Annotated in this window: 25 protein-coding genes; 4 read left to right on the top strand and 21 right to left on the bottom strand. The window is 68.4% G+C overall.

Annotated features, from left to right (window positions below; genetic code table 11):
* Positions 1–19 precede the first annotated feature (19 nt).
* The 6 genes from metK to VV02_RS13945 all read right to left on the bottom strand — a co-directional run bounded on the left by metK (position 20) and on the right by VV02_RS13945 (position 4,739).
* A complete protein-coding gene (metK, locus tag VV02_RS13970; RefSeq protein WP_052592366.1) occupies positions 20–1,240 on the bottom strand; it encodes a methionine adenosyltransferase in 1,221 nt (406 codons plus the stop codon).
* A gap of 69 nt (positions 1,241–1,309) precedes the next feature.
* Complete coding sequence (gene coaBC, locus VV02_RS13965; RefSeq protein WP_052592364.1) at positions 1,310–2,527, bottom strand: bifunctional phosphopantothenoylcysteine decarboxylase/phosphopantothenate--cysteine ligase CoaBC; 1,218 nt, start codon at positions 2,525–2,527, stop codon at positions 1,310–1,312.
* Positions 2,528–2,556: 29 nt separating this feature from the next.
* A complete protein-coding gene (rpoZ, locus tag VV02_RS13960) occupies positions 2,557–2,820 on the bottom strand; it encodes a DNA-directed RNA polymerase subunit omega (RefSeq protein ID WP_052592362.1) in 264 nt (87 codons plus the stop codon).
* 52 nt (positions 2,821–2,872) lie between these two features.
* The gene (gene gmk, locus VV02_RS13955; protein ID WP_425412273.1) at positions 2,873–3,445 is read right to left on the bottom strand and encodes a guanylate kinase; all 573 of its coding nucleotides are present in this window, start codon (positions 3,443–3,445) and stop codon (positions 2,873–2,875) included.
* Positions 3,446–3,452: 7 nt separating this feature from the next.
* Positions 3,453–3,770, bottom strand: coding sequence for an integration host factor, actinobacterial type (gene mihF / locus VV02_RS13950; RefSeq protein ID WP_052592360.1), 318 nt, complete (start codon positions 3,768–3,770; stop codon positions 3,453–3,455).
* A 126-nt stretch (positions 3,771–3,896) separates the two neighbouring features.
* Positions 3,897–4,739 (bottom strand): helix-turn-helix transcriptional regulator, encoded by an 843-nt coding sequence (locus VV02_RS13945; protein WP_052592358.1) that lies wholly within the window; start codon positions 4,737–4,739, stop codon positions 3,897–3,899.
* 102 nt (positions 4,740–4,841) lie between these two features.
* Between VV02_RS13945 and VV02_RS13940 the strand changes: the two genes are divergently transcribed.
* Together VV02_RS13940 and VV02_RS13935 are read left to right on the top strand one after the other, a co-directional pair.
* On the top strand, positions 4,842–5,876 hold the full coding sequence (locus VV02_RS13940) for an aldo/keto reductase (RefSeq protein ID WP_052592356.1): 1,035 nt from the start codon (positions 4,842–4,844) through the stop codon (positions 5,874–5,876).
* Positions 5,877–5,948: 72 nt separating this feature from the next.
* Positions 5,949–6,824 (top strand): RNA polymerase sigma-70 factor, encoded by an 876-nt coding sequence (locus tag VV02_RS13935; protein ID WP_052592354.1) that lies wholly within the window; start codon positions 5,949–5,951, stop codon positions 6,822–6,824.
* 7 nt (positions 6,825–6,831) lie between these two features.
* On the opposite strand, the gene pyrF is transcribed toward VV02_RS13935, so the two are convergent.
* From pyrF to pyrR, 6 genes are read right to left on the bottom strand one after another with little or no spacing between them, the layout of a single operon-like run.
* On the bottom strand, positions 6,832–7,701 hold the full coding sequence (pyrF, locus tag VV02_RS13930) for an orotidine-5'-phosphate decarboxylase (protein ID WP_052592350.1): 870 nt from the start codon (positions 7,699–7,701) through the stop codon (positions 6,832–6,834).
* On the bottom strand, positions 7,701–11,027 hold the full coding sequence (gene carB, locus VV02_RS13925) for a carbamoyl-phosphate synthase large subunit (protein WP_052592348.1): 3,327 nt from the start codon (positions 11,025–11,027) through the stop codon (positions 7,701–7,703). The genes pyrF and carB overlap by 1 nt, the downstream gene beginning before the upstream one ends.
* Positions 11,027–12,178, bottom strand: coding sequence for a glutamine-hydrolyzing carbamoyl-phosphate synthase small subunit (gene carA, locus VV02_RS13920; RefSeq protein WP_052592345.1), 1,152 nt, complete (start codon positions 12,176–12,178; stop codon positions 11,027–11,029). Before carA ends, carB begins: the two co-directional genes overlap by 1 nt.
* A complete protein-coding gene (locus tag VV02_RS13915) occupies positions 12,175–13,491 on the bottom strand; it encodes a dihydroorotase (RefSeq protein ID WP_052592344.1) in 1,317 nt (438 codons plus the stop codon). The genes carA and VV02_RS13915 overlap by 4 nt, the downstream gene beginning before the upstream one ends.
* Positions 13,491–14,426, bottom strand: a complete 936-nt coding sequence (locus tag VV02_RS13910; RefSeq protein WP_052592342.1) for an aspartate carbamoyltransferase catalytic subunit — start codon at positions 14,424–14,426, stop codon at positions 13,491–13,493. The genes VV02_RS13915 and VV02_RS13910 overlap by 1 nt, the downstream gene beginning before the upstream one ends.
* Positions 14,423–15,019, bottom strand: coding sequence for a bifunctional pyr operon transcriptional regulator/uracil phosphoribosyltransferase PyrR (pyrR, locus tag VV02_RS13905; RefSeq protein ID WP_052592341.1), 597 nt, complete (start codon positions 15,017–15,019; stop codon positions 14,423–14,425). The genes VV02_RS13910 and pyrR overlap by 4 nt, the downstream gene beginning before the upstream one ends.
* A 173-nt stretch (positions 15,020–15,192) precedes the next feature.
* Between pyrR and VV02_RS13900 the strand changes: the two genes are divergently transcribed.
* Positions 15,193–15,612 carry an NUDIX hydrolase gene (locus VV02_RS13900; protein ID WP_083450158.1) on the top strand — a complete coding sequence of 140 codons (420 nt, stop codon included), beginning with the start codon at positions 15,193–15,195 and terminating at the stop codon, positions 15,610–15,612.
* Here VV02_RS13900 and VV02_RS13895 read toward each other — a convergent pair.
* The 6 genes from VV02_RS13895 to VV02_RS13870 form a co-directional block, all read right to left on the bottom strand.
* The gene (locus VV02_RS13895) at positions 15,584–16,009 is read right to left on the bottom strand and encodes a type II toxin-antitoxin system VapC family toxin (protein ID WP_052592337.1); all 426 of its coding nucleotides are present in this window, start codon (positions 16,007–16,009) and stop codon (positions 15,584–15,586) included. The two genes, VV02_RS13900 and VV02_RS13895, sit on opposite strands and share 29 nt — an antisense overlap.
* Entirely contained in the window at positions 16,006–16,266 is a 261-nt protein-coding gene (locus VV02_RS13890; protein ID WP_425412272.1) for a FitA-like ribbon-helix-helix domain-containing protein, read from the bottom strand. The genes VV02_RS13895 and VV02_RS13890 overlap by 4 nt, the downstream gene beginning before the upstream one ends.
* 49 nt (positions 16,267–16,315) lie before the next feature.
* Entirely contained in the window at positions 16,316–17,092 is a 777-nt protein-coding gene (locus tag VV02_RS13885) for an acetyltransferase domain-containing protein (RefSeq protein ID WP_052592335.1), read from the bottom strand.
* Between the two features lie 10 nt (positions 17,093–17,102).
* The gene (gene nusB / locus VV02_RS13880; RefSeq protein WP_052592333.1) at positions 17,103–17,519 is read right to left on the bottom strand and encodes a transcription antitermination factor NusB; all 417 of its coding nucleotides are present in this window, start codon (positions 17,517–17,519) and stop codon (positions 17,103–17,105) included.
* 7 nt (positions 17,520–17,526) lie between these two features.
* Complete coding sequence (gene efp / locus VV02_RS13875; RefSeq protein WP_052592331.1) at positions 17,527–18,087, bottom strand: elongation factor P; 561 nt, start codon at positions 18,085–18,087, stop codon at positions 17,527–17,529.
* A gap of 129 nt (positions 18,088–18,216) precedes the next feature.
* A complete protein-coding gene (locus VV02_RS13870; RefSeq protein WP_052592329.1) occupies positions 18,217–19,089 on the bottom strand; it encodes an intradiol ring-cleavage dioxygenase in 873 nt (290 codons plus the stop codon).
* 114 nt (positions 19,090–19,203) lie between these two features.
* Here VV02_RS13870 and VV02_RS13865 point away from each other — a divergent pair, with 114 nt between their 5' ends.
* Positions 19,204–20,781 (top strand): FMN-binding glutamate synthase family protein, encoded by a 1,578-nt coding sequence (locus tag VV02_RS13865; RefSeq protein ID WP_052597005.1) that lies wholly within the window; start codon positions 19,204–19,206, stop codon positions 20,779–20,781.
* Between the two features lie 37 nt (positions 20,782–20,818).
* Here the strand turns inward: VV02_RS13865 and aroB are convergent, their stop codons facing one another.
* The 3 genes from aroB to aroC form a co-directional block, all read right to left on the bottom strand.
* Complete coding sequence (gene aroB / locus VV02_RS13860) at positions 20,819–21,901, bottom strand: 3-dehydroquinate synthase (protein ID WP_052592327.1); 1,083 nt, start codon at positions 21,899–21,901, stop codon at positions 20,819–20,821.
* Complete coding sequence (locus VV02_RS13855) at positions 21,898–22,413, bottom strand: shikimate kinase (protein ID WP_052597002.1); 516 nt, start codon at positions 22,411–22,413, stop codon at positions 21,898–21,900. Before VV02_RS13855 ends, aroB begins: the two co-directional genes overlap by 4 nt.
* A 77-nt stretch (positions 22,414–22,490) precedes the next feature.
* Positions 22,491–23,711, bottom strand: a complete 1,221-nt coding sequence (gene aroC / locus VV02_RS13850; protein WP_052592325.1) for a chorismate synthase — start codon at positions 23,709–23,711, stop codon at positions 22,491–22,493.
* Positions 23,712–23,746: the final 35 nt, after the last annotated feature.

Genomic DNA, 23,746 nt, shown 5'->3' with positions numbered 1-23,746 from the left:
GGCATCGGTGAGACGAGCGTCAGCCGCGGACGGCCTTCTGCAGGGCCTCGACCTTGTCGGTCTGCTCCCAGGTGAACGCCTTGTCGACGCCCTCGGCGCTGGTACGGCCGAAGTGGCCGTACGCCGCGGTCGGCTTGTAGATCGGGCGCAGCAGGTCCAGCTCGTGGATCAGGGCCGCCGGACGCAGGTCGAAGACCGTCGTGATGGCGTTCTGGATCTTGTCGAGCGGAGCGGTCTCGGTGCCGAACGTCTCGATGTAGAGACCGACCGGCTGAGCCTTGCCGATGGCGTACGCGACCTGCACCTCACAGCGCGTCGCCAGGCCGGCGGCCACGACGTTCTTGGCGACCCAACGCATCGTGTAGGCGGCCGAACGGTCGACCTTCGACGGGTCCTTGCCGGAGAAGGCGCCGCCACCGTGACGGGCCATGCCGCCGTAGGTGTCGACGATGATCTTGCGTCCGGTCAGGCCGGCGTCACCCATCGGACCACCGATGACGAACTTGCCGGTGGGGTTGATGTAGGTGTTGTAGCCGGAGGCGTCGAGCGTGCTGCCGGACGCCGCGAGCTCTTCGAGCACCGGCTCGATGACGAACTTCTTGATGTCCGGCTCGAGGAGGGTGTCGAGGGAGATGTCCTCGGCGTGCTGGGTGGACAGGACCACAGTGTCGAGCGAGACGGCCTTGTCGCCCTCGTAACCGATGGTGACCTGAGTCTTGCCGTCCGGTCGCAGGTAGGCGAGATCGCCGTTCTTGCGGACGTCGGTCAGACGCTCGGACAACCGGTGCGCGAGATAGATCGGCAGCGGCATCAGCTCGGCCGTGTCCTGGCAGGCGTAACCGAACATCAGGCCCTGGTCGCCCGCGCCCTGCTGGTCGTAAGCGTGCTCGGCGCCGGCGGTGCGCTGCTCGTGAGCAGTGTTGACACCCTGTGCGATGTCGGGCGACTGCTGACCGATCGAGATCGAGACACCACAGGAGTGGCCGTCGAAGCCCTTGGCCGAGGAGTCGTAGCCGATACCGACGATCGTCTCGCGGACGATCTTGGCGATGTCGACGTAGCCGCTGGTGCTCACCTCGCCTGCCACGTGGACCAGCCCGGTGGTGACCATGGTCTCGACCGCGACGCGGGCGGTGGGATCCTGCCCAAGCATGGCGTCAAGGATCGAGTCACTGATCTGGTCACAGATCTTGTCCGGATGTCCTTCGGTGACGGATTCGGAGGTAAAGAGGCGTGCCACGGATACTCCTGTCGATTGCAGCGGCTGCTGAGGACGCGTCATGAGATCTCATGATGCGTCGCGGGGAGTCTAAAGCGTCTTGACGAGTGGGATGACCGCATCCCAGAGGGCGGTTGCCACGACGGTCTTCGGAGCGGGTCCGATCGTCGTCACCTGTGCCTCGCCCCGGCGCAGCAGATGGACGGTGCTCTCGTCCTGGCCGAAGGTCAGCCCGTCGCCGACCTCGTTGGCCACGAGCAAGTCGCAGCCCTTGCGCTCGAGCTTGGCGCGCGCGTGGGTCAGGACGTCCCCGTCAGCATCACCGGTCTCGGCAGCGAAGCCGACCAGGACCGGGCGTGTCGCCTCGCCGCGACGCTGCACCAGCTCCGCGAGGATGTCGGGATTGCGGACCAGCGCGACGCTCGGCGCCGCGTCCGGGTCGGCCGGGTCATGTGTCTTCTTGATCTTGGTGTCCGACACCGCCGCCGGTCGGAAGTCGGCGACGGCAGCTGCCATCACGACCACGTCGGCGTCGATGGCCAGGACCTGCTCGCGCAGCTCGAGTGCAGTCTCGACAGGGACGACCTCGACGCCCGCCGGCGCAGGCAGGGTCGAGGAGGAGATAAGGGTGACCTTGGCGCCGCGGCGAGCGGCCACCTCAGCCACCGCGTAGCCCTGCTTGCCGCTCGAACGGTTGCCGAGGAAGCGCACCGGGTCGAGAGGCTCGCGCGTCCCGCCCGCGGTGACCACCACGTGAACGCCGGTCAGTGAGTCGTCGGACGGACCGCCCATGATCTGCTCGCAGTAGGCGGCGATGTCCTCGGGCTCCGGCAGCCGACCAGGACCGCTGTCGGCGCCCGTCAGGCGCCCGGACGCGGTCTCCATGACGTGCACACCACGCTGGCGCAGGGTCGCGACGTTGGCGACGGTGGCCGGGTGCTCCCACATCTCGGTGTGCATGGCCGGAGCCATGACCACCGGGCAGCGTGCGGTCAGCAGGGTGTTGGTCAGCAGGTCGTCCGCGAGGCCGTGCGCGGCCTTGGCCAGCAGGTCGGCAGTCGCCGGAGCGACCACGACGAGGTCGGCCTCGTGGCCGATCCGTACGTGCGGCACCTCGTGCACGTCGGTCCAGACCTGATCGGACACCGGCTTGCCGGACAGCGCAGCCCATGTGGGGGCGCCGACGAACTGCAAGGCAGCAGCGGTCGGGACGACAGTGACGTCATTGCCCGACTCGCTGAGACGGCGCAGCAGCGACGCTGCCTTGTAGGCAGCGATGCCACCGCTGACGCCCAGGACGATCCGCATGGGTCGTGGGGAGGGTGAGGCGCTGCGCCTCAGGCCTCCTGCTTCTCCATCGTCAGCAGTCGCTCGTTGATCTCACGGAGCGAGACCGACAGGGCCTTGTCGTTGACCTGGCTGTCCACGAGCGGGCCGACGTACTCGAGCAGGCCCTCGGACAGCTGGGAGTAGTAGGCGTTGATCTGCCGCGCACGCTTGGCGGAGTAGATGACCAGGGCGTACTTGGAGTCGGCAACCTCGAGGAGGTCGTCGATGGGCGGGTTGGTGATGCCTTCGGGGGCAGCCTTGGTGCCAGACACGAAAGGAGTCTCTTTTCTCTGTCACTCAGCGGAGCACTCCGCTGCGATGGTCTCAGCGAGGTGGTTTGCGCATCAATGATACGAGTTCCTCGGCCGCACGCCGAACATCGTCGTTGACGATGGTCGTATCGAACTCGCTGACGGCGGCCAGCTCGGCCCGCGCGGTCTGCAGCCGGACGTCCTGCTCGTCAGCAGTCTCGGTGCCTCGACCGACCAGCCGACGCACGAGCTCATCCCAGCTGGGCGGCTCAAGAAAGACGAGGTACGCCTCGGGCATCCGCTCCTTGACCTGCCGTGCACCCTGCAGGTCGATCTCCAGCAACGGCAGCCGGCCGGCGGCGATCGCGTCGAGCACGGGCTGTCGCGGGGTGCCGTAGCTCGCCCGGCCGTGCACGACGGCGTACTCCAGCAGCTCGCCCTCGTGCGCCATGCGCTGGAACTCCTCGTCGGAGACGAAGAAGTAGTGGACGCCGTGCACCTCCCCCGGACGTGGCTTGCGGGTCGTCGCCGAGACCGACAGCCAGACCTCCGGGAAGTGCTCTCGGACGTACGCCGCCACGGTGCCCTTGCCGACCGCGGTCGGCCCTGCGAGGACGACGAGTCGCCCGTGCTCCTGGTCGCTCACCGGCAGATCAGGCCTGCTCGAAGCGGCCGAGCAGGGCAGAGATCTGATTGGCACCGAGTCCGCGCACCCGGCGGCTCTCGGAGATGCCGATCTCCTCCATGATCTGGCGGGCGCGCACCCGGCCGACGCCCGGCATGGACTCCAGCAGAGCCGACACCTTCATCTTGCCGATCACGTCGTTGTCGCGTCCGCTGTCGATCACGTCTCGCAACGAGCCCTGCGCGTACTTGAGCCGATTCTTGACCGCGGCCCGCTCACGGCGAGCCCGCGCCGCCTTCTCCAAAGCCTCCGCGCGTTGCTCGGGGGTCAAGGGCGGAAGGGCCACGGGCGGACTCCTCAAGGTCGGCGATCAACGAACGCAAGCGGGACGCAAGCAGTCCGAGGACAGGATGATTGGGCTCTCCTCGGAACCTAGCGACTCAGCCTCACGTGAGGCAACGCAGCCCGCCGGTCAAACCGTGTCGAATGCCTGCTCACCGATCACTCGCAGCAGCCGAAGCCGTTCGTACGCCGCAGAACCCGGCGATGCGGTCAGCACCACCAGCCGTTGGTCCGCCTCCGGGAGAACGAGCGTCTCGCAGTCCAGCTCGAGCAGTCCGACCTGCGGATGAATGATCCGTTTGTGGTCGGCGTGGCGCACGGCGACCTCGTGTCTGGCCCACACGGCGGCGAACTCCTCGCTGCGTTGCAGGAGCGCCTCCACCATGCCGGTGACCTCTGGATCGTCCGGGCGACGGGTGGTCGCCGCGCGCAGGTCGGAGGCCCACACCCTGCTGCGGTCCTCGTAGTCCTCGGGAGGCGTACGTTCGCGGGACGCCGGGTCAGTGAACCACTGCCAGACCGCGCTGTCCTCGCGCGCCACCCCTCCCGGACCGTGCCCGAGGAGGTTGACGGCCAGGGAGTTTGCGGCCAGGAGGCGCCCGAGGTCACTGCTGACGAACATGCCCGAGTCGGACACCGCGTCCAGCAGATGCAGCACGCCGGACCGGACCGCGGCGTGCCGTGTGGTCCGCAGCGGCGGACTCGAACCGGCGAGCACGAACAGGTGGTCGCGCTCGTCGTCGCCGAGCCGCAGCGCGCGGGCCAGCGCGGTGAGCATCTGGTCCGAGGGATGGGGCGCGCGGCCCTGCTCCAGGCGTACGACGTAGTCGACCGACATCCCCGCCAAGGCGGCGACCTCCTCGCGCCGCAACCCCGGCGTACGCCGCCGCGCAGTGGGGCTGAGCCCGACCTCTTGCGGGTCGAGACGCTCACGCCTGCGTCGGAGGAAGTCGGCGAGTGATGTCCGGTCCACGTCCACATTCTCGCGCTCCGGCGCGAGCCGATCCAGGGACCGGCCGTCCCAGGGTCGACGCTCCTCTTTCGCGCTGAGCGATCAGCGGGCAGCGTCATCGACATGACGAACGAGCAGACCACCCAGACGACCGCACTCCAGCAGACCCGCACGCTCGGTGCGACCGGCCCGACGGTCGGCGCGATCGGCCTCGGCTGCATGGGCATGAGCGCGCTGTACGGACCGGCCGACCGGGACGAGAGTCTCGCGACGGTGCGGGCCGCACTGGACTCCGGCCTCACCCTGCTGGACACCGGCGACTTCTACGGGATGGGTGGCAACGAGCTGCTCCTGCGCGATGCGCTGCACGGACGACCGCGAGAGGACTTCCTGGTCAGCGTGAAGTACGGCGCTCAGCGCGACCCTGACGGGTCGTGGCTGGGTTTCGATGCCAGTCCGGCAGCGACGCGGACCGCCCTGACGTACACGCTGACCCGCCTCGGGCTGGACCACGTCGACATCTACCGCCCCGCTCGGCTGGACCCGGACGTACCGATCGAGGAGACGGTCGGCGCTCTGGCCGACCTGGTCGAGCGCGGCTACGTCCGATACATCGGGCTGTCCGAGGTCGGTGCGGCGACCCTGCGCCGCGCCGCGACCGTCCACCCGATCTCCGACCTGCAGATCGAGTACTCCCTGGCCTCCCGCGGCATCGAGGAGACGATCCTGGCCACCTGCCGCGAGCTCGGCATCGGGATCACCGCGTACGGCGTGCTGTCTCGCGGGCTGCTCAGCGGCCGCTGGGGCGAGCGCTCCGGTGGCGCAGGCGACTTCCGCAGCGCGAGCCCGCGGTTCCAGGGTGACAACCTGCAGCACAACCTGGCCCTCGTCGAGCAGCTGCGTACGACCGCTGCCGGACTCGGCCTGTCAGTCTCGCAGGCGGCCATCGCGTGGGTCGCCGCTCAGGGCGAAGACATCGTGCCGCTGGTCGGATCACGGACGCGCAGCCAGCTCGCCGACACGCTGGACGCGATCGCGCGCCCGCTCGACGACGACGCGGTCGCCGCCCTGGAGATGGCGCTGCCTCGCGACTCCGTGGCCGGTGACCGTTACGCCGGGGCCCAGATGGCGATGCTCGACAGCGAGCAGTCGCGCTGAGCGATGTCACAGTCCGCTCGAGCCCAGGTGTCTGACTCCTGAAAGGATCGTCACTTCACCCGGGAGGACCAGATGACACCCGATGCAACCGAGCTCCTTGCTGAGGAGTTCTCGGCTGTCAGGCCGCGACTGGTGGGTGCCGCCTATCGCATCGTCGGCAGCGTCGCGGACGCCGAGGACGTCGTCCAGGATGCCTGGTTGCGCTGGTCGAGGGTGGACCGCGAGGAGGTGCGCGAACCGGCGGCGTACCTGCTGACCGTCACGACCCGTGTGGCGCTGAATCGCCTACGGCAGCAACGCAGTCGACGCGAAGACTATGTCGGTCCCTGGCTGCCCGAGCCGATCGACGAGGTCGATGTCGCGACCAGTGTGGAGATGTCCGAGTCGGTGTCGATGGCCATGATGGTCGTCCTTGAGACGCTGAGCCCTCTGGAGCGCGCGGCGTTCGTCCTGCACGACGTGTTCGGGCTGACGTTCGGCGAGGTGGCCATCGCCCTCGACCGCTCCGAGGCCGCCGCGCGACAGCTCGGGCACCGGGCACGCTCCCACGTCGCGGCGAGGCAGCCTCGCCAGGTCGTCGACCGCGTCCGTCACCGCAAGGTGACCGAGCAGTTCGTGCACGCGGCGTCGACCGGGGACGTCCAAGAGCTGCTGGAGCTGCTCGCGCCGGAGGTCGTGCTCGTCGCGGACGGCGGTGGCGTGCGCCAGGCGGCACTCCGACCGATCCATGGGGTCGACAAGGTGTCGAGGTTCCTGGCCGGCATCGCTGAGAAGGGCGGCGTCAAGGACGTCGTGATGCGGGTGCTCCCGGTCAACGGCGAGTCCGCCATCCTGCTCACCCGCGACGACGAGCTCGACTCGGTCTGCTTCCTGACGGTCGAGGAGCAGGGCATCACGGCACTGCACCTGATCCGCAACCCGGACAAGCTCACCCGAGTCCGCACATAGGAGTCGGTCAGCGCTGGAGGGCTGCTGCTTCCTCGACCACGCTCTGGCAGCGTGCGCGCAGCGCCGCCGGATCCGGGCCGGCCGAGAGGACGTCTCGCGATGTAGCGGGCAGCACCTGACGCTCTGCCTCGCCGAACCCACGCCGTACGTCCTCGATGGTGGCTCCCTGCGCGCCGACTCCCGGCGCCAGCAAGGGCGCTCGGCTCTCCGTCAGCGCCGCGGTGAGCCCGAGATCGGCGAGGTCCTTGCCCGTCGTCGCGCCGACGACCAGCCCGAAGCTGCCGATCCGGCTCGGCTCGCCTGCATTGAGCTTGGCGACTCCGGAGATCATCGACTCCGCAACGGAGACACCGTCACGCACCGCGTGCTGCACCGACGCACCTTCTGGGTTGGAGGTCATGGCGAGCACGAACAAGCCACGACCCGTCGCCTGGGCCAGCTCGATGGTCGGCTGCAACGAACCGAACCCGAGGTAGGGACTGACCGTGATCGCGTCCGCGCGCAGGGGCGAGCGGTCGGACAGGTAGGCGTCGGCGTACGCCGTCATCGTCGAGCCGATATCGCCACGCTTCACGTCCAGCAGGCTCAACGTGCCCGCCTCGCGGAGGCCGGCGAGCACCTCCTCCAGAACGGCGACGCCTGCAGAGCCGTGGCGTTCGAAGAACGCCGACTGCGGCTTGACGATCGCCACCTGGCCGGCGAACGCCTCGACGCTGATCTCTGCGAAGCGGCGGAGCCCGTCGACGTCGTCGCTGAGACCCCAGGCTTCGAGGAGCTGCGCGTGCGGGTCAATCCCGACGCAAAGAGGCCCGAACGTGTCGACAGCCTTGGTCAGGCGGTCGCCGAATGCTGTTGTGCGCAAGGCTGGTTCGCTCATCAGGCGCCTTCCTTTGCAGCCGTCCGGCGGCCGTAGAGATCCAGGTCCGCAGCGTGCTCCTGGAGTGGCTTGACCGTCATCGGCCCAGCCATCTGCGCTTCGATGCCCTGCACCGCTGCTGCGAGCTGCTGGACCGTCGTGATGATCGGCTTGTCCATGCTCGTCGTCGCCGCCCGGATGGCATATCCGTCCGCACGTGCGTCGCGACCAGACGGTGTGTTGACCACCATTCCGACCTCACCGGAGAGGATGTGGTCGACGATCGTGAGCTCACCGTCGGTCCGCTTGCCCTCGTGGTGCTTGTGGACCACGTCTGCGTGAATCCCGTTGCGCCGCAACACATCTGCCGTACCGCTCGTCGCGATCAGGTGGAAGCCGAGATCGGCCAGACGCTTGACCGGGAAGATCATCGCGCGCTTGTCGCGATTGGCCACCGAGACAAAGATCGTGCCGCTCGACGGCAGCCCCGACACTGAGCCGAGCTGGCTCTTGGCGAAGGCCGCGCCGAAGTCGCGGTCGATGCCCATGACCTCGCCGGTGCTGCGCATCTCAGGTCCGAGCAGACTGTCGACGACCTGTCCCTCCTTGGTCAAGAAACGCTTGAACGGCAGCACGGCCTCCTTGACGCAGACCGCCGCGTCGACCGGCATCGCTCCCCCATCGCCCACCGGCGGGAGCATGCCCTCGGCCCGTAGCTCTGCCACGGTCGAGCCGAGCATCACGCGGGCCGCAGCCTTGGCCAGGGGCACACCGGTCGATTTGGCCACGAACGGAACCGTCCGGCTGGCACGAGGATTGGCCTCCAGGACATAGAGGACGTCTTGCGCCAGTGCGAACTGCACGTTCATGAGGCCGCGTACGCCGATGCCCTCCGCGAGCTTGAGGGTCGAGGCGCGTACGCGCTCGATCTCCTCGACGCCGAGCGTGACCGGAGGCAGCACACAGGCCGAGTCGCCGGAGTGGATCCCGGCCTCCTCGATGTGCTCCATGATCCCGCCGAGGTACATCTCGTGCCCGTCGTAGAGCGCGTCCACGTCGATCTCGATGGCCTCGTCGAGGAACCGGTCGACCAGGACGGGGTGCTCCGGCGACGCGAGGGTCGCGCGGTTGACGTATTCGGTCAGCGTCTCGTCGTCGTAGACGATCTCCATGCCACGCCCGCCCAGGACGTACGACGGCCGCACCAGCACGGGATAGCCGATCTCCGCGGCGACCGCGACGGCTTCCTCGCTGCTGTACGCCGTCCCGTGCCGGGGGGCGGGCAGCTGCGCCTCCGCGAGGACTCGTCCGAATGCGCCTCTGTCCTCCGCGAGGTCGATCGCTTCAGGCGAGGTGCCGACAACCGGGACACCCTCGGCCTTGAGCGCCTTGGCGAGGCCAAGCGGCGTCTGACCACCGAGCTGGACGATGACGCCGGCGAGCGGACCTGCCTCGGTCTCGGCGTGCACGACCTCGAGCACGTCCTCGAGCGTCAGCGGCTCGAAGTAGAGCCGGCTCGAGGTGTCGTAGTCGGTCGACACGGTCTCGGGGTTGCAGTTGATCATGACCGTGTCAAAACCCTTGTCCCGCAACGCAAAGCTGGCGTGAACACAGGAGTAGTCGAACTCCACACCCTGCCCGATGCGGTTGGGCCCGGACCCGAGGATGAGGACTGCGGGCCGCTCTCGCGGCAGCACCTCGGTCTCCTCGTCATAGGTGCTGTAGTAGTACGGCGTCTCGGCCGCGAACTCGGCCGCACAGGTGTCGACCGTCTTGAAGACCGGCCGCACGCCAAGCGCGTGACGCACCCCGCGCACGACCGACTCGGGCATCTTGGTGATCTCGGCGATCTGAGCATCGGAGAAACCGTGTCGCTTGGCCCGTCGCAGGTGCTCAGGTGTCAGCTGTCGCGCCCCGGCCAGGCCGTCGGCAACCTCGTTGATGAGCTGGATCTGGTCGAGGAACCAGGGGTCAATCTTGGTCGCCTCGTGCACCTCCTCGACCGACAGCCCACCGCGAAGAGCCTGCTGTACCAGCACGATTCGGCCATCGGTGGGTCGCCTCGCCTCGTCGAGGAGGGCGCGCGCCATCTCCTTGGAAGGCTCGGTGTCACGGCTCCAGTGGAACGACGAGCCCTTGCGCTCCATCGAGCGCAGGGCCTTCTGCAGCGCCTCGGTGAAGTTGCGACCGATCGACATCGCCTCACCGACCGACTTCATGGTCGTCGTCAGCGTCGTGTCCGCAGCCGGGAACTTCTCGAAGGCAAACCGGGGCACCTTGACGACGACATAGTCGAGCGTCGGCTCGAAGCTGGCCGGCGTCTCCTTGGTGATGTCGTTGGGCACCTCGTCGAGCGTGTAGCCGATCGCCATCTTCGCGGCGATCTTGGCGATCGGGAACCCGGTCGCCTTGGATGCCAGCGCCGAGGACCGCGAGACGCGCGGGTTCATCTCGATGACGATGATGCGGCCGTCCTCGGGGTTGACCGCGAACTGGATGTTGCAGCCACCGGTGTCGACGCCGACCTCACGGATGACCGCGATACCGATGTCGCGCAGCCGCTGGTACTCGCGGTCGGTCAGCGTGAGCGCCGGCGCCACCGTGATCGAGTCGCCGGTGTGCACGCCCATGGGGTCGAGGTTCTCGATGGAGCAGACGACCACGACGTTGTCCGCATGGTCGCGCATGACCTCCAGCTCGTACTCCTTCCAGCCGAGGATCGACTCCTCCAGAAGCACCTCAGTGGTCGGGCTGGCCTGGAGGCCGGCGCCGGCGATACGACGCAAGTCGGTCTCGTCGTACGCGAACCCGGAGCCGAGCCCGCCCATGGTGAAGGACGGACGCACGACCATCGGGTAACCGAGGTCGTCCGCCGCCGCGATGCACTCGTCGATGGACCGCGCGATGATGGATCGTGCCGACTCGGCGCCGCAGCGCTCGACGACGCCCTTGAACCGCTCACGGTCCTCGCCGAGCTGGATGGCCTCGACGTTCGCGCCGATCAGCGGGCAGCCGTACTTCTCCAGAACACCGTTCTCGTGCAACGAGATTGCCGTGTTGAGGGCAGTCTGACCACCGAGGGTGGCGAGCACGGCGTCTGGCCGTTCCTTGGCGATGATCGACTCGACCACATCGGGTGTGATCGGCTCGATGTAGGTCGCGTCCGCGAACTCCGGGTCAGTCATGATCGTCGCCGGGTTGGAGTTGACGAGGATGACCCGCAGGCCCTCCTCGCGCAGCACCCGGCACGCCTGGGTCCCGGAGTAGTCGAACTCGCAGGCCTGCCCGATCACGATCGGACCGGAGCCGATCACGAGCACGCTCTTGATGTCGTCGCGCTTCGGCATCAGGCGCCCTTCTTGTCAGTCATGAGGGTGAGGAAGCGATCGAAGAGGTAGGCCGCGTCGTGCGGGCCGGCCGCCGCCTCCGGGTGGTACTGCACCGAGTAGGCAGGGATATCAAGGCATTCCAACCCCTCAACGACATCGTCGTTGAGGCAGACATGAGAGACGCGGACCCGCCCGTACGACGTCCCATCGGCTTGGTCTGCCGGGGCGGCGGTCTCCCCATCGAGGGGTGCGTCAACGGCGAAGCCGTGGTTGTGCGCGGTGACCTCGACCTTGCCCGTGGTGCGGTCCATCACCGGCTGGTTGATGCCGCGGTGGCCGTACTTCAGCTTGAACGTCCCGAAGCCGAGTGCGCGCCCGAGGATCTGGTTGCCGAAGCAGATTCCGAAGAACGGCAGTCGGGCGTTCAGCACCTCTCGCAGCACGTCGACCTGCGGTGCGGTTGCCGGGTCGCCCGGACCGTTGGAGAAGAACACACCGTCCGGCTGCACGGCCTGGATCTGCTCGAAGGTCGCATCTGCGGGGAGGACGTGCACCTCGATCCCCCGCTGCGCCATCATCGCCGGCGTCATGGCCTTGATCCCCAGGTCGAGCGCCGCGACGGTGAAGCGCTTCTCGCCGACGGCCGGAACGACGTACGCCTCGTCGGTCGAGACCTGCGAGGCGAGCTCGGAGCCGGCCATCTCGGGTGCGTCCTGCACCCGTGCAAGCAGGTCCTCCGCCCGGTCGTCGAGGTGCTCGCCGCTGAAGATCCCGACTCGCATGGCGCCACGTTCGCGCAAGTGCCGAGTCAGGGCGCGGGTGTCGATGCCGCTGATGCCCACCACGCCCTGGTCGCGCAGGTCGTCCTCGAGCGTGCGAACCGAGCGCCAGCTCGACGGGCGGATCGCCGGGTCGCGCACGACGTATCCGGCCACCCAGATGCGTCGCGACTCCGCGTCCTCGTCATTGACGCCGGTGTTGCCGACGTGCGGCGCGGTCATGACCACGACCTGCTGGTGATAGCTCGGGTCGGTGATCGTCTCCTGGTAGCCGGTCATGCCGGTCGAGAAGACTCCCTCGCCCACCGTCGCACCGACCGCGCCGTAGGACTCACCGTGGAACGTGCGGCCGTCCTCGAGGACGAGAACCGCCTGCTCACGCTGCGTCATTGCAGAACCTCTCCATCGAAGTAGGTGGCTCGTCCTCGCAGGAAGGTCGAGTGGATGCGGCCCTTGAGCTCGCGTCCGTGCCAGGGGTTGTTGCGCGAAAGTGACTGGGACTGCTCGCGGTTCACGGTCACCGTGGCCTCCGGATCGAGGAGTACGACGTTGGCCGGCTCTCCCTCCGCCAACGGTCGCCCCTGTCCGGTCAGCCCGGCGATCTCGGCCGGTCTGGTGGACATCGCGGAGGCGACCTCGGGCCACGCCATCAGGCCGCTGTCGACCATCACCGTGGTGACGACGGACAGTGCCTGCTCCAGCCCGAGCATCCCGAAGGCTGCCTCTGCGAAGGCGTGCTCCTTGTCGTGCCGAGCGTGTGGAGCGTGGTCGGTCGCCACCGCGTCGATGGTGCCGTCGGCCAGCGCAGTGCGCAGCGCCTCGACGTCCTCGGCCGGGCGCAGCGGCGGATTGACCTTGAAGACCGGGTCGAAGCCGGTGAGCAGGTCCGTCGTCAGCAGCAGGTGGTGCGGCGTGACCTCTGCGGTGACCGCGATGCCCTGTGCCTTGGCCCACCGGATCATGTCGACCGAGCCAGCTGTCGAGACGTGGGCGATGTGGACCCGAGATGCGGTGTGCCGCGCGAGCATCACGTCGCGCGCGACGATGACCTCCTCGGCCACGCCGGGCCAACCCGGCAGGCCCAGCCGACCGGACAGCTCGCCCTCGTGGCAGCACGCCTGCCCGTCCGCGAGACGCGGCTCCTGCGCATGCTGGGAGACCACTCCGCCGAAGGCCTTGACGTACTCCAGCGCCCGGCGCATGAGACGGGCGTCGTGGACGCACTTGCCGTCGTCGGAGAAGACCCGTACGCCGGCGCGCGACCGGGCCATCAGCCCGAGCTCGGCGAGCTCCTCGCCGGCCAGGCCCTTGGTCACCGCACCCACAGGCTGCACGTCGACCAGGCCCACCTTGTCGCCGAGGTCGCGGACGCGCTCGGCCGCCTCGGCGGTATCGGTCACCGGGTTGGTGTTGGCCATGGCGAGCACCGCGGTGAACCCGCCGGCCGCAGCCGCGGCCGAGCCGGTCTCGATCGTCTCGGCGTCCTCGCGGCCGGGCTCACGCAGATGTGTGTGCAGATCGACCAGACCCGGCAGCGCGACCAGCCCGTCCGCGTCGATCACGGTGGCGCCCTTGGGCACACTCACCTTGCCGACCTTCGCGATGGCCCCGTCGCGGATCAGGAGGTCCGCGGACTCGCCGCCGAGCGGCGAGACCCCGCGGACGACGTACGTCGAGTCTGCCTGAATTGCCTTGTCCCCCATCAGTTTTCGGCTCCTTCACTCGAAGCAAGCAGGTGATAAAGCACGCTCATCCGGACCGCGACACCTGCTGAGACCTGGTCCAGGATCAAGGAGCGAGCCTCATCGGCCGCGTCTGCGGTGATCTCCAGGCCGCGGTTCATCGGACCCGGGTGGCAGATGACGGCGTGCTCCGGCAGCACCTTGAGACGTTGTCGAGTCAGCCCGTAACCCACGGTGTACTCGCGCGCAGTCGGGAAGAAGCCGCCGCTCATCCGCTCCCGCTGAACCCGCAGCATCATCGCCGCGTCGACGTGCGGCAGCACATCGTCCAGGTCGTAGGAAGTGTCGAAACCCTCGTCCTTCGCCCAGTCGGCGATGCCGCTTGGCATCAGCGTCGGCGGCGCTACGAGGGTGACGTGCGCACCGAGGGTCTTGAGCAGGATCAGGTTGCTGCGCACCACGCGCGAATGGGTCAGGTCTCCGACGATGGCGACGTGGCGTCCATCGAGGTCACCCAGTCGCTGCCGCATCGAGTACGCATCCAGCAGGGCCTGCGTCGGGTGCTCGTGCATGCCATCTCCGGCGTTGACGACCATGGCGTCCACCCACTGCGCGACCTGGTGCGGCGCGCCACTCGCGTGGTGGCGGATCACGAGGCCGTCGACGCCCATCGCGGCGACCGTCAGCACCGTGTCGCGCAGCGACTCGCCCTTGCTGACCGACGACCCCTTGGCCGAGACGTTGATGACGTCGGCGGAGAGCCACTTTCCCGCGATCTCGAACGAGCTGCGGGTGCGGGTCGAGTCTTCGAAGAACAGGTTGACGATGGTGCGACCGCGTAGCGCCGGAAGCTTCTTGACCTCACGGTGCTGCACCTCGTGCATCTGCTCGGCGGTGTCGAGAATCTGCAGAGTCTGGTCTTTTGAGAGGTCCGCCGCGGACAGCAGGTGCTTCACGCCGACTCCCCCTCGACGATGCGGACCTCATCCGCCTGGTCGTGCTCGCGCAGCCGCACGTGGACCCTTTCGCTCTTGGCGGTGGGAAGGTTCTTGCCGACGTGGTCGGCCCGGATGGGCAGCTCGCGGTGACCGCGATCGACGAGCACGGCGAGGCGTACGGCCCGGGGGCGGCCCAGGTCGCCGAGCGCGTCGAGCGCGGCCCGGACCGTGCGTCCGGAGTAGAGCACGTCGTCGACGAGCACCACGACCTTGTCGTCGATGCCGGAGGCAGGGATCTGGGTGGCGTGCGCGGTGCGGATGGGCTGCTGCCGCAGGTCGTCGCGGTACATCGTCACGTCGAGCGCACCCACGGGGACGTCCGTCCCCTCGACATCAGCCAGGGCGTCGACCAACCGTTGGGCCAGTGCGACGCCGCGCGTCGGGATGCCGAGGACGACCAGATCGGTAGCGCCCTTGTTGTGCTCGAGGACCTCGTGGGCCATCCGTCGCAGCGCCCGGGAGATGTCACTGGCGCTGAGAACAACGCGTCCGGACGGCGGAGCCAGCGAGGGCGCGGACGCCGAGGGTAGGGCAGAGTCAGGACGCGACATGGCGTCAGGACCTCCTTCGCCGCCTCACAGGACGGATCGTTAAAGGATGTCTGTTCGGGTGGGATGCTACCTGCCGCCCAGCGTTCGGCGCGCAACGGCACGCTCCGTGGACAAAGCCTCTCGGGAGTCTCTGGTGACCGATCACGCCTGACCGTGACGTCTACGGTGAGGCGATGAGCCCAGGGATCCGACGAGTCGGGGTCTACGCCGCGTGCGTGCGCGATGGTCGAATCCTGTTGTGCCGCATGTCTTCTCGTACGTCGACCCCCGGGCGCTGGACACTGCCCGGAGGCGGCCTTGAGATCGGTGAGTCACCGACGGACGGCGTCGTCCGGGAGGTCGCGGAAGAGACCGGACTCACAGCCGAGGTCGGTTCGCTCATCGCTGTGCACGACAACGTCTACACACCGCATGACGGCGCTCCACGCCACGGCATCCGCCTGATCTTCACCGCTACTGCCTCGGGCAGATGTCGCCCCGAAGCGGACGGCGGCACGGACGCGACGGCGTGGTTCGCGCTAGCCATGCCGCCCGATGATCTGACGCCGTGGGCCGACCTGGCGATCACTTGCCTGGTGGCTGCCACGGATTGATGAGGCCGAGGCCGAGGCCCTCGAAGTCCTTCACGTTCCTCGTCGCGAGTGGCAGCCGGTGCGCCCGACAGGTCGCAGCAATCTGCGCATCGAGCACTGAGGCAGGACGCCCCATCCGTCGTCGGCTCGCGAACACATCTGCATACTCGGACGCGCTTGCCTCATCGAAGGGAATGACGTGTCCTGAGAGACCTGCAAGAACACGGTGCAGGCTGCTCTGGAGCTGGTCGCGACGCGTGCCAGCAGGAAGGACAGCCACTCCCGCAGAGAGCTCGGCGAGGACTACAGCGGTCACGCACGCTTGACTGGCCCGTATGCCGTCGAGCCATTCCAGGACTCGCGGATCTGGCGCGTCGCGGACCATCTCGGACACGACGTTGGCGTCGAGAACGATCACAGATGATCGGAGAAGTCGACGAAGCCTGCTTCCTCAGTACGTGGCGGAATGGGAAGCTCGACTCCGCCCGTTTCGCGCCTCAGTCGTCGTGCCAGGTCGCCCAGTGTTGCCCTGTCGTCTGGCCGATCGGCGAGCTCGTCATTGAGGATCTGTCGCACTTCGGCCTCCATGGATCGTCCGTGCTCGGCCGCGCGCACGCGCAACTTGTCACGCACGGCGTCATCGAGTCCTCGGACCGTAATTGTGGCCACCGACATCACCTCCGATCGAGTGCTGTCAATGCTAGCACCGGAGGTGCGGGCGAGCTCAGCGCAGCCAGTCGTAGGCGTGCAGCACTCCGAGCAGGATCGGCTGGTGCAGCAGGTAGATCGCCAGGGTGTGGCGTCCGAGGAACGACAGCGCTCCCCCGGCTCCGCGCTCGGCGCGCCACCGGGACAGCACCTCGAGGCGCCCCTGCTCGTGCAGCATCCGCGTCACCACGAGGCCCGCCAGCGTCAGCGCGAACATCGGCAGCACGGGCGCATTGTCCATGGTCGGCTGCGCGCCCTCCGTGAGTCCCGTCCACGACCACCAGCGCGAGTCGCCGGGGATCGTCACCATCCGAGGAAGGAGGACCGCCAGACCAGCAGCACCGATCGCCGTCGTCTTCGACGCCCAGACGAAGGGCAATGCCAGCACGGATGACACCGCGATGGAGTGGAGGATCCCGAACGAGACGAATTCGGACGGGAAGGTGACATAGGTCGCCAGGGTGACCAGAGCGGCGTACCCGATGATCTCGATCTCGCGCCGCCAGAAGGATCGCGCCCGAAAGCCGTCGCGGTGGGCGAGCACCAGGCTCACACCGACGAGGGTGAGGAACGTCCCCGCGATCGCGTGGGCGATGCCTCGACCGGTCGCCGTGTGGCTGATGTCGGTGCCGATGAGGTCGAGCGATCCGAGATCCCACGTGAGGTGGTAGGCGATGACGGCGATGATCGCGACGCCGCGCAGGACGTCGACGGCCGCGATCCGGGAGGTACGGGTGCTCGGCACCCTGGTCGTCGTGGTGGTCATCTCACGTACGACTCGTGCGGTGGCCATCCGGCTCCCCTCAGACGAGAGTGGTCTTGACCTCGGCGAGCCGCGCCAGCAGGCCGTTGATGAACGACGGCGACTCGTCGGTGGACAGCTCCGTCGCCAGCCCCACGGCCTCGGAGATCACCACGGCGTCGGGCACGTCGTCCTCGTAGAGCAGCTCGTAGGCCGCGACGCGCAGCAGCGCGCGATCGACCGCCGGCATCCGGTCCAACGGCCAGCCCTGGGAGTACGTCGACAGCGCCTCGTTGATCGCGTGCCACTTGCCGACCACGCCGCGCACCAGGATGCCGGTGTACGCCGGCAGCGGCGCCGGCGTGACCGGCGTGACCTCGCGGTCGTCCAGCAGCGTCACCGCGTTCACGCCGCGCTGCTCGGCCTCGAAGAGCAGGTCGAGCGCCCGTTTGCGGGCCTTCGTGCGTGCCGATGACATCGACAGGTCAGCTCACTCGACCGAGGTAGCTGCCGTCGCGGGTGTCGACCTTGATCTTGGTGCCCTGCTCGAGGAACAGCGGGACCTGGATCTCGGCGCCGGTCTCGAGGGTCGCCGGCTTGCTGCCACCGGTCGAACGGTCGCCCTGCAGACCCGGCTCGGTGTAGGAGATCTCCAGGACCACGGACGCGGGCAGCTCGACGTAGAGAACGGCGCCGTCGTGCTGGGCGATGATCGCCTCCTGGTTCTCCAGGAGGAAGTCCGCAACCTTGCCGACGGTGTCGCTGGGGACGTGGATCTGGTCATAGGTCTTGGTGTCCATGAACACGAAGTCCGTGCCGTCCTTATACAGGAACTGCATGTCCGAGCGGTCGACGCTGGCCGTCTCGACCTTCACACCCGCATTGAACGTCTTGTCGACGACCTTGCCGGACAGGACGTTCTTGAGCTTGGTGCGCACGAAGGCCGGGCCCTTGCCAGGCTTGACGTGCTGGAACTCGACGACGGACCACAGCTGGCCCTCGAGGTTGAGGACCAGGCCGTTCTTCAGCTCATTCGTGCTTGCCACGCGTTCATCTCTCTCGTACGCCGGTGCCGGGCCCGGCGATCATCTCGCCAGGGCATGACGGCACCCCAACAGGACTAGGGGTTCCGGGGAAGTCTAACGGCTCGGCGGCCCGTGATCGCACGGCAAGCCTCAAGCCGCGATCGTGAGGTGCGCCGAGTACCCCTGGCTAGTGCCGCCGGTGACGGTGGCGAGCTGGTGCACGCCGCTGTCGTCGCCGAACACGTTGTCGGAGGCCAGCGAGATCTGGGCGAGGTTGTGGGTGCTCGCGTCGTAGCCGCTGGTGCCGTAGACCGTGCGGCACACCGCGTCGGGCAGCGCGATCTGGGACGTCTTGACGATCGGGCCGGAGGAGGTCGCGACGTCGACCGAGGCGTACACCTCGAAGTGGATGTGCGGCCACCGCCCGGCGTAGCAGGCCGGGAAGATCGTGGTGAAGCTGACCGTGCCGTCCGCACCGCACTCCTGCACACCGCGCAGGTAGTTCTCGTTCTCGACTCCGTCGGAGTACATCGAGTACTTCCCGTCACGGTCGCAGTGCCACAGGTAGACCGCGGCTCCGGCGTACGCCGCGTTGTCCCGATCGGCGCTCAGCACCGTCAGGTGCACCGTGAGCGGTATGCCGGCAGCGGTCGCCGACCCCGTGCCGATGCTCTTGCGGATGTCGCTGCGCACGATGCCCGACTGGGTCAGGACGTCGCGGCCGTTCGAGCCGTCTCCGGGGTAGGGCCCTGCGGTCTCGTCCGGCACCTCCACCACGTCGGCAGCATTGACCACGTCAGCAGCGCTCGAGGACGAGGACGAGGAGGAGCCGCTCGCCGAAGCGCTCGCCGTGGAAGTCGTACCCGAGCCCTGGTCCGAGCTGGAGCACCCGACGAGGGTCACTAGGCCGGCGCCACCCAGCAGGCCGAGGGCTCGGCGCCGCGAGAGCAGCGTCGAGACGTCGTACGCGAGGCCCCGGTCGTGGTCGGGGTGCGGCTGGCCGAGGCGGGGGTTCATGTTCATGACAGGAAGCCTGGATGGCGGGCCAAGCACGCCGTTGTGAACTTCCTGTGGGCGTTCTGTGACGTCCGGTCGTGCCCCGTGGCGCGACCTGGTGATCCGCGCCAGACTGCGGACATGTCGAAGTGGACCCGTGCCCTGTCCGCAGCTCCGCTACTCGCGACGGCTGGTCTGGCTGCCTGGGACATGTCGCAGAAGAAGCACGCCCTGCTGCGCAACTTCCCCGTCATCGGCCACGGCCGCTACCTGCTGGAGACGATCGGCCCGGAGCTGCGTCAGTACATCATCTCGACCAACGACCAGGAGCGGCCCTTCAGCCGTGACCAGCGGTCCTGGATCTATGCGTCCTGCAAGGGCGAGAACAACTACTTCGGATTCGGCACGGACGACGATGTCGAGGACAACATCGGCTACCCGGTCATCAAGCACCGCACCTTCACCGACTCCCCGCCGCCGAGCGGGACGCACAGTGCCGAAGACGTCGTCCTCCCGAGCGCGAAGGTGCTCGGCGGGCCGCGTGGTCGGCGGCTGGCGTTCCGGCCGCAGTCGCTGATCAACGTGTCCGCGATGAGCTTCGGGTCGTTGTCCGGGGCCGCCATCGAGGCGATCAACAAGGGTGTGCTGCTCGCTGGAGCCCTGCACAACACGGGCGAGGGTGCCCTCTCGCCGCACCACCGTCAGGGCGGCGACCTGATCTTCCAGATCGGCACGGGCTACTTCGGCTGCCGTGACCGCGAGGGGCGGTTCGACCTCGAGCGGCTCAAGGACGTTGTGGCCGGTGCACCCGTGCGAGCCATCGAGGTCAAGCTCAGCCAAGGTGCCAAGCCCGGGTTGGGTGGCGTCCTTCCGGCCGCCAAGCTCACCCAGGAGATCGCCGACATCCGCGGCGTCGAGATGGGGCACGACATCGTCAGCCCGTCGCGGCACGGCGAGTTCAAGGACGTCGACTCCATGCTCGACTGGGTCGAGAAGATCGCCGACGCGACCGGGCTGCCGGTCGGAGTGAAGTCGGCCGTCGGTGACCTGGTCTTCTGGGAGCAGCTGACGCAGCAGATGGCCAAGGGCGACCGCGGCGTCGACTTCGTCACCGTGGACGGCGGCGAGGGCGGTACGGGTGCCGCACCCCTGGTGTTCAGCGATGCCGTGGCGCTGCCGTTCTTCGTGGGCTTCACCCGGGTCTACTCGGTCTTTGCCGAGGCCGGGCTGACCGACAGCGTGACGTTCATCGGCTCGGGCAAGCTGGGCCTGCCCAAGGCCGCGACCGTCGCTCTCGCTCTCGGTGTCGACATGGTCAACGTCGCACGGGAAGCCATGCTGTCCATCGGTTGCATCCAGTCCCAGAAGTGCCACACCGACAAGTGCCCGACCGGCGTCGCGACGCAGAACCCCTGGCTGGTGCGCGGGCTCGACCCGGCCTCGAAGTCGGTCCGGCTCGCGGCCTACCTGCGGACGGTGCGCCGCGACCTGCTGAAGATCTCGGAGGCTGTCGGCGTCCTGCACCCTGGTCTGATCGACCCGGACGACATCGAGCTGCTCGAGGGCACCCGTCACGGGGTGCCGCTGCGCGGCGTCTACGGCTACGCGCCGACGTGGGGCGTGCTCGGTAAGGACATCGCCGCGGACATCACCGAGCTGATGACCCGCGAGGCACCGACCGGAGGATCAGCTGCCCCATCACGCAGCGCTGCACATTGAGTCGGCGGTCAGCCATGATCCGCGAGCCCTTCGTCAGTCAGGACACATGCTCGCTGATCGCAGCGTAGGCACCCTGCAGGAGCGCGTCCGCAGGCCCTTCGAGACGGGTGGGCCGCCCCACACCTTCGAGGGCGACGAAGCGCAGCAGCGATCCTCGCGTCTTCTTGTCCCGCCGCATCGCGGCGAGCAGATCCTCCCACCGACCACCGGCGTACGACGTCGGCAGGCCGAGCGAGGTCAGCACCCTGCGGTGCCTCACCACGTCGTCGGCCGGCAGCAGCCCGGCTGCGTGCGCGAGCTCGGCGACATAGACCATGCCGACCGCGACTGCCTCACCATGGCGCCATGAATACTGCTCGACCTGCTCGATCGCGTGCCCGAACGTGTGGCCGTAGTTGAGGATCTCGCGCAGCGACGACTCGCGCAGGTCCTGGGACACGACGTCCGCCTTCACCTGGACGGCCCGCTCGACGAGCTCACGCAGCACCGGCCCATCGACGTCGAGTGCTGCCGTCGGGTCGGCCTCGATGAGCTCCAGGATCCTGGGATCGGCGATGAAGCCGCACTTCACGACCTCAGCCATCCCGGCCACCAGGTCGGCGTGAGGCAGCGTGCGCAACGTGCTGAGGTCAGCCAGCACCCCGACGGGCGGGTGGAAAGCCCCTACAAGGTTCTTGCCCTCCGCGGTGTTGATGCCGGTCTTGCCGCCCACCGCCGCGTCGACCATGCCGAGCAGCGTGGTCGGCACCTGCACCACCGGAACTCCGCGCAGCCAGGACGCCGCGACGAAGCCGGCAAGATCGGTCGTCGCTCCCCCGCCGAGACCGACCACCGCATCCGTGCGCGTGAAGCCGTGCTGCCCAAGGACCTGCCACAGGCCCGCGGCGACCTCAGCTGTCTTGGCCCGTTCCGCGTCGGGCACCGGGGCGACCACCACGTCGTACCCCGCAGCCGTCAGAGTCTCGCGCACCGACTCGGCGTACGTCGGCAGCGTCGGAGGGTGCACGAGCAGAACCCGTTGCGCCTGGTCACCGATCAGCTCGACCAGCCGGTCCCACACCCCGTCGCCGATGACGACGTCGTACGCCCCACCCACGGAAATCGTGTGTGTCTGCGTCACGCGTCCTCGCTCGATCGACGGGCCACGATGTCGTCGGCGACCTCATCCGCAGATCTGCCGGCCGTGTCCACCGAGACGGTGGCCAGCTGCTCGTACGTCGGTCGCCGCTGGGTCATCAGTCGGGTCCAGGTGGCACGTGGGTTGACCGCAAGCAGCGGACGCGTGCCGTCGAAACCGATACGACGCGCAGCGTCGGTGATCGTGACGTCGAGGAACACCACCGTGTGCCCCCCAAGGGCTTGCGCAACGGCGGCCTGCATCGGTGCGCCACCACCCAGCGCGAGGACGCCGCTGTGGGTCGAGAGCGCGGTGATGACGGCGTCCGCCTCCAACGCCCGGAAAGCCGGCTCGCCGTCCTCGACGAAGATCTCCGAGATGGATCGACCTGCGGATTCCTCGACCATCTCGTCGGTGTCGAGGAACTCGACACCGAGGCGTTCGGCCACTGCGCGGCCGGTGGTGGTCTTGCCCGATCCGGGCGGCCCGATGAGTACGACCTGCGGCCGGCTCACCCCGTCTGTCGCGCTCGGTCGGACTTCGCTTCGGCCGGGTACCTCGCCCCCACCCTGCGCTACCTCCTCCTCGCCGCTCACCACGACCGCATCCCTTCCGGGATCGCTGCGAGGTAGCTCTCATAGTTGCGACGGGTCTCGGCCACCGAGTCACCGCCGAACTTCTCCGTGCACGCCTCGGCAAGAACCAGCGCGACCATCGCCTCGGCGACGACACCCGCGGCCGGCACCGCACACACGTCGGAGCGCTGGTGGATGGCCGTCGCGTCCTCGCCGGACGCGACGTCGATGGTGCGCAATGCCCGGGGCACGGTGCTGATGGGCTTCATCGCCGCGCGCACCCGCAGCGGCTCACCCGTCGACATGCCGCCCTCGGTGCCGCCGGCGCGATTGGTCTCACGGCGGATGATCCCGTCGGACCGCACGATCTCGTCGTGCGCCGCCGAGCCGGGACGCGCAGCCGTCCGGAACCCGTCACCCACCTCGACACCCTTGATCGCCTGCACGCTCATGAGGGCGCCGGCCAGACGTGAGTCCAGACGGCGGTCCCAGTGCACGTGTGAGCCCAGACCGGGTGGCAGTCCGTAGGCGAGCACCTCGACGACCCCGCCCAGCGTGTCGCCGTCTTTCTTGGCCGCATCCACGGCGGCGACCATCGCGGCCGACCCATCGACGTCGAGCGTCCGGACCGGATCGGCGTCGAGCCGATCCACGTCGTCCGGCCCAGGGAGTGCCGCGTCGTCAGCAACGCCTGCCTCGCCGATCGCCACGGTGTGGGAGACCAGGCGGATGCCGTACGCCTGCTCCAGGAATCGTGCAGCCACTTCACCCAGCGCGACGCGGGCTGCCGTCTCACGCGCGGACGCACGCTCGAGGATCGGCCTGGCCTCGTCGAACCCGTACTTCTGCATCCCGACGAGGTCAGCGTGACCGGGCCGCGGTCGGGTGAGCGGGCGGTTGCGCGCCAGTTCCTTCTCGGCGCCCACGTCGTTCGCTGCATCAAGGGCACCCTGGTCCACGGCGTCCGGACTCATCACGGCCTGCCACTTGGGCCACTCGGTGTTGGCGACCTGGATTGCAACCGGCGAACCCAGGGAACGTCCGTGCCGGAATCCACCGAGCAGGGACACCTGGTCCTTCTCGAACGACATCCGCGCTCCGCGACCGTAGCCCAGCCGTCGACGAGCCAGCGCGTCCTGGATGTCGGCGGTGCCGAGCTCGACTCCGGCCGGGAGGCCCTCCAGCACCGCCACCAGGGCCGGTCCGTGCGACTCACCAGCGGTCAACCAACGCAGCATGCCCGCGATCCTGCCACGCGCGGCGAGGCGGACCG

This window comes from Luteipulveratus mongoliensis (assembly GCF_001190945.1).
Lineage (GTDB): Bacteria > Actinomycetota > Actinomycetes > Actinomycetales > Dermatophilaceae > Luteipulveratus > Luteipulveratus mongoliensis.
Note: the sequence above shows the minus strand (reverse complement) of the source record. Positions and strands in the feature narration are given on the sequence as shown.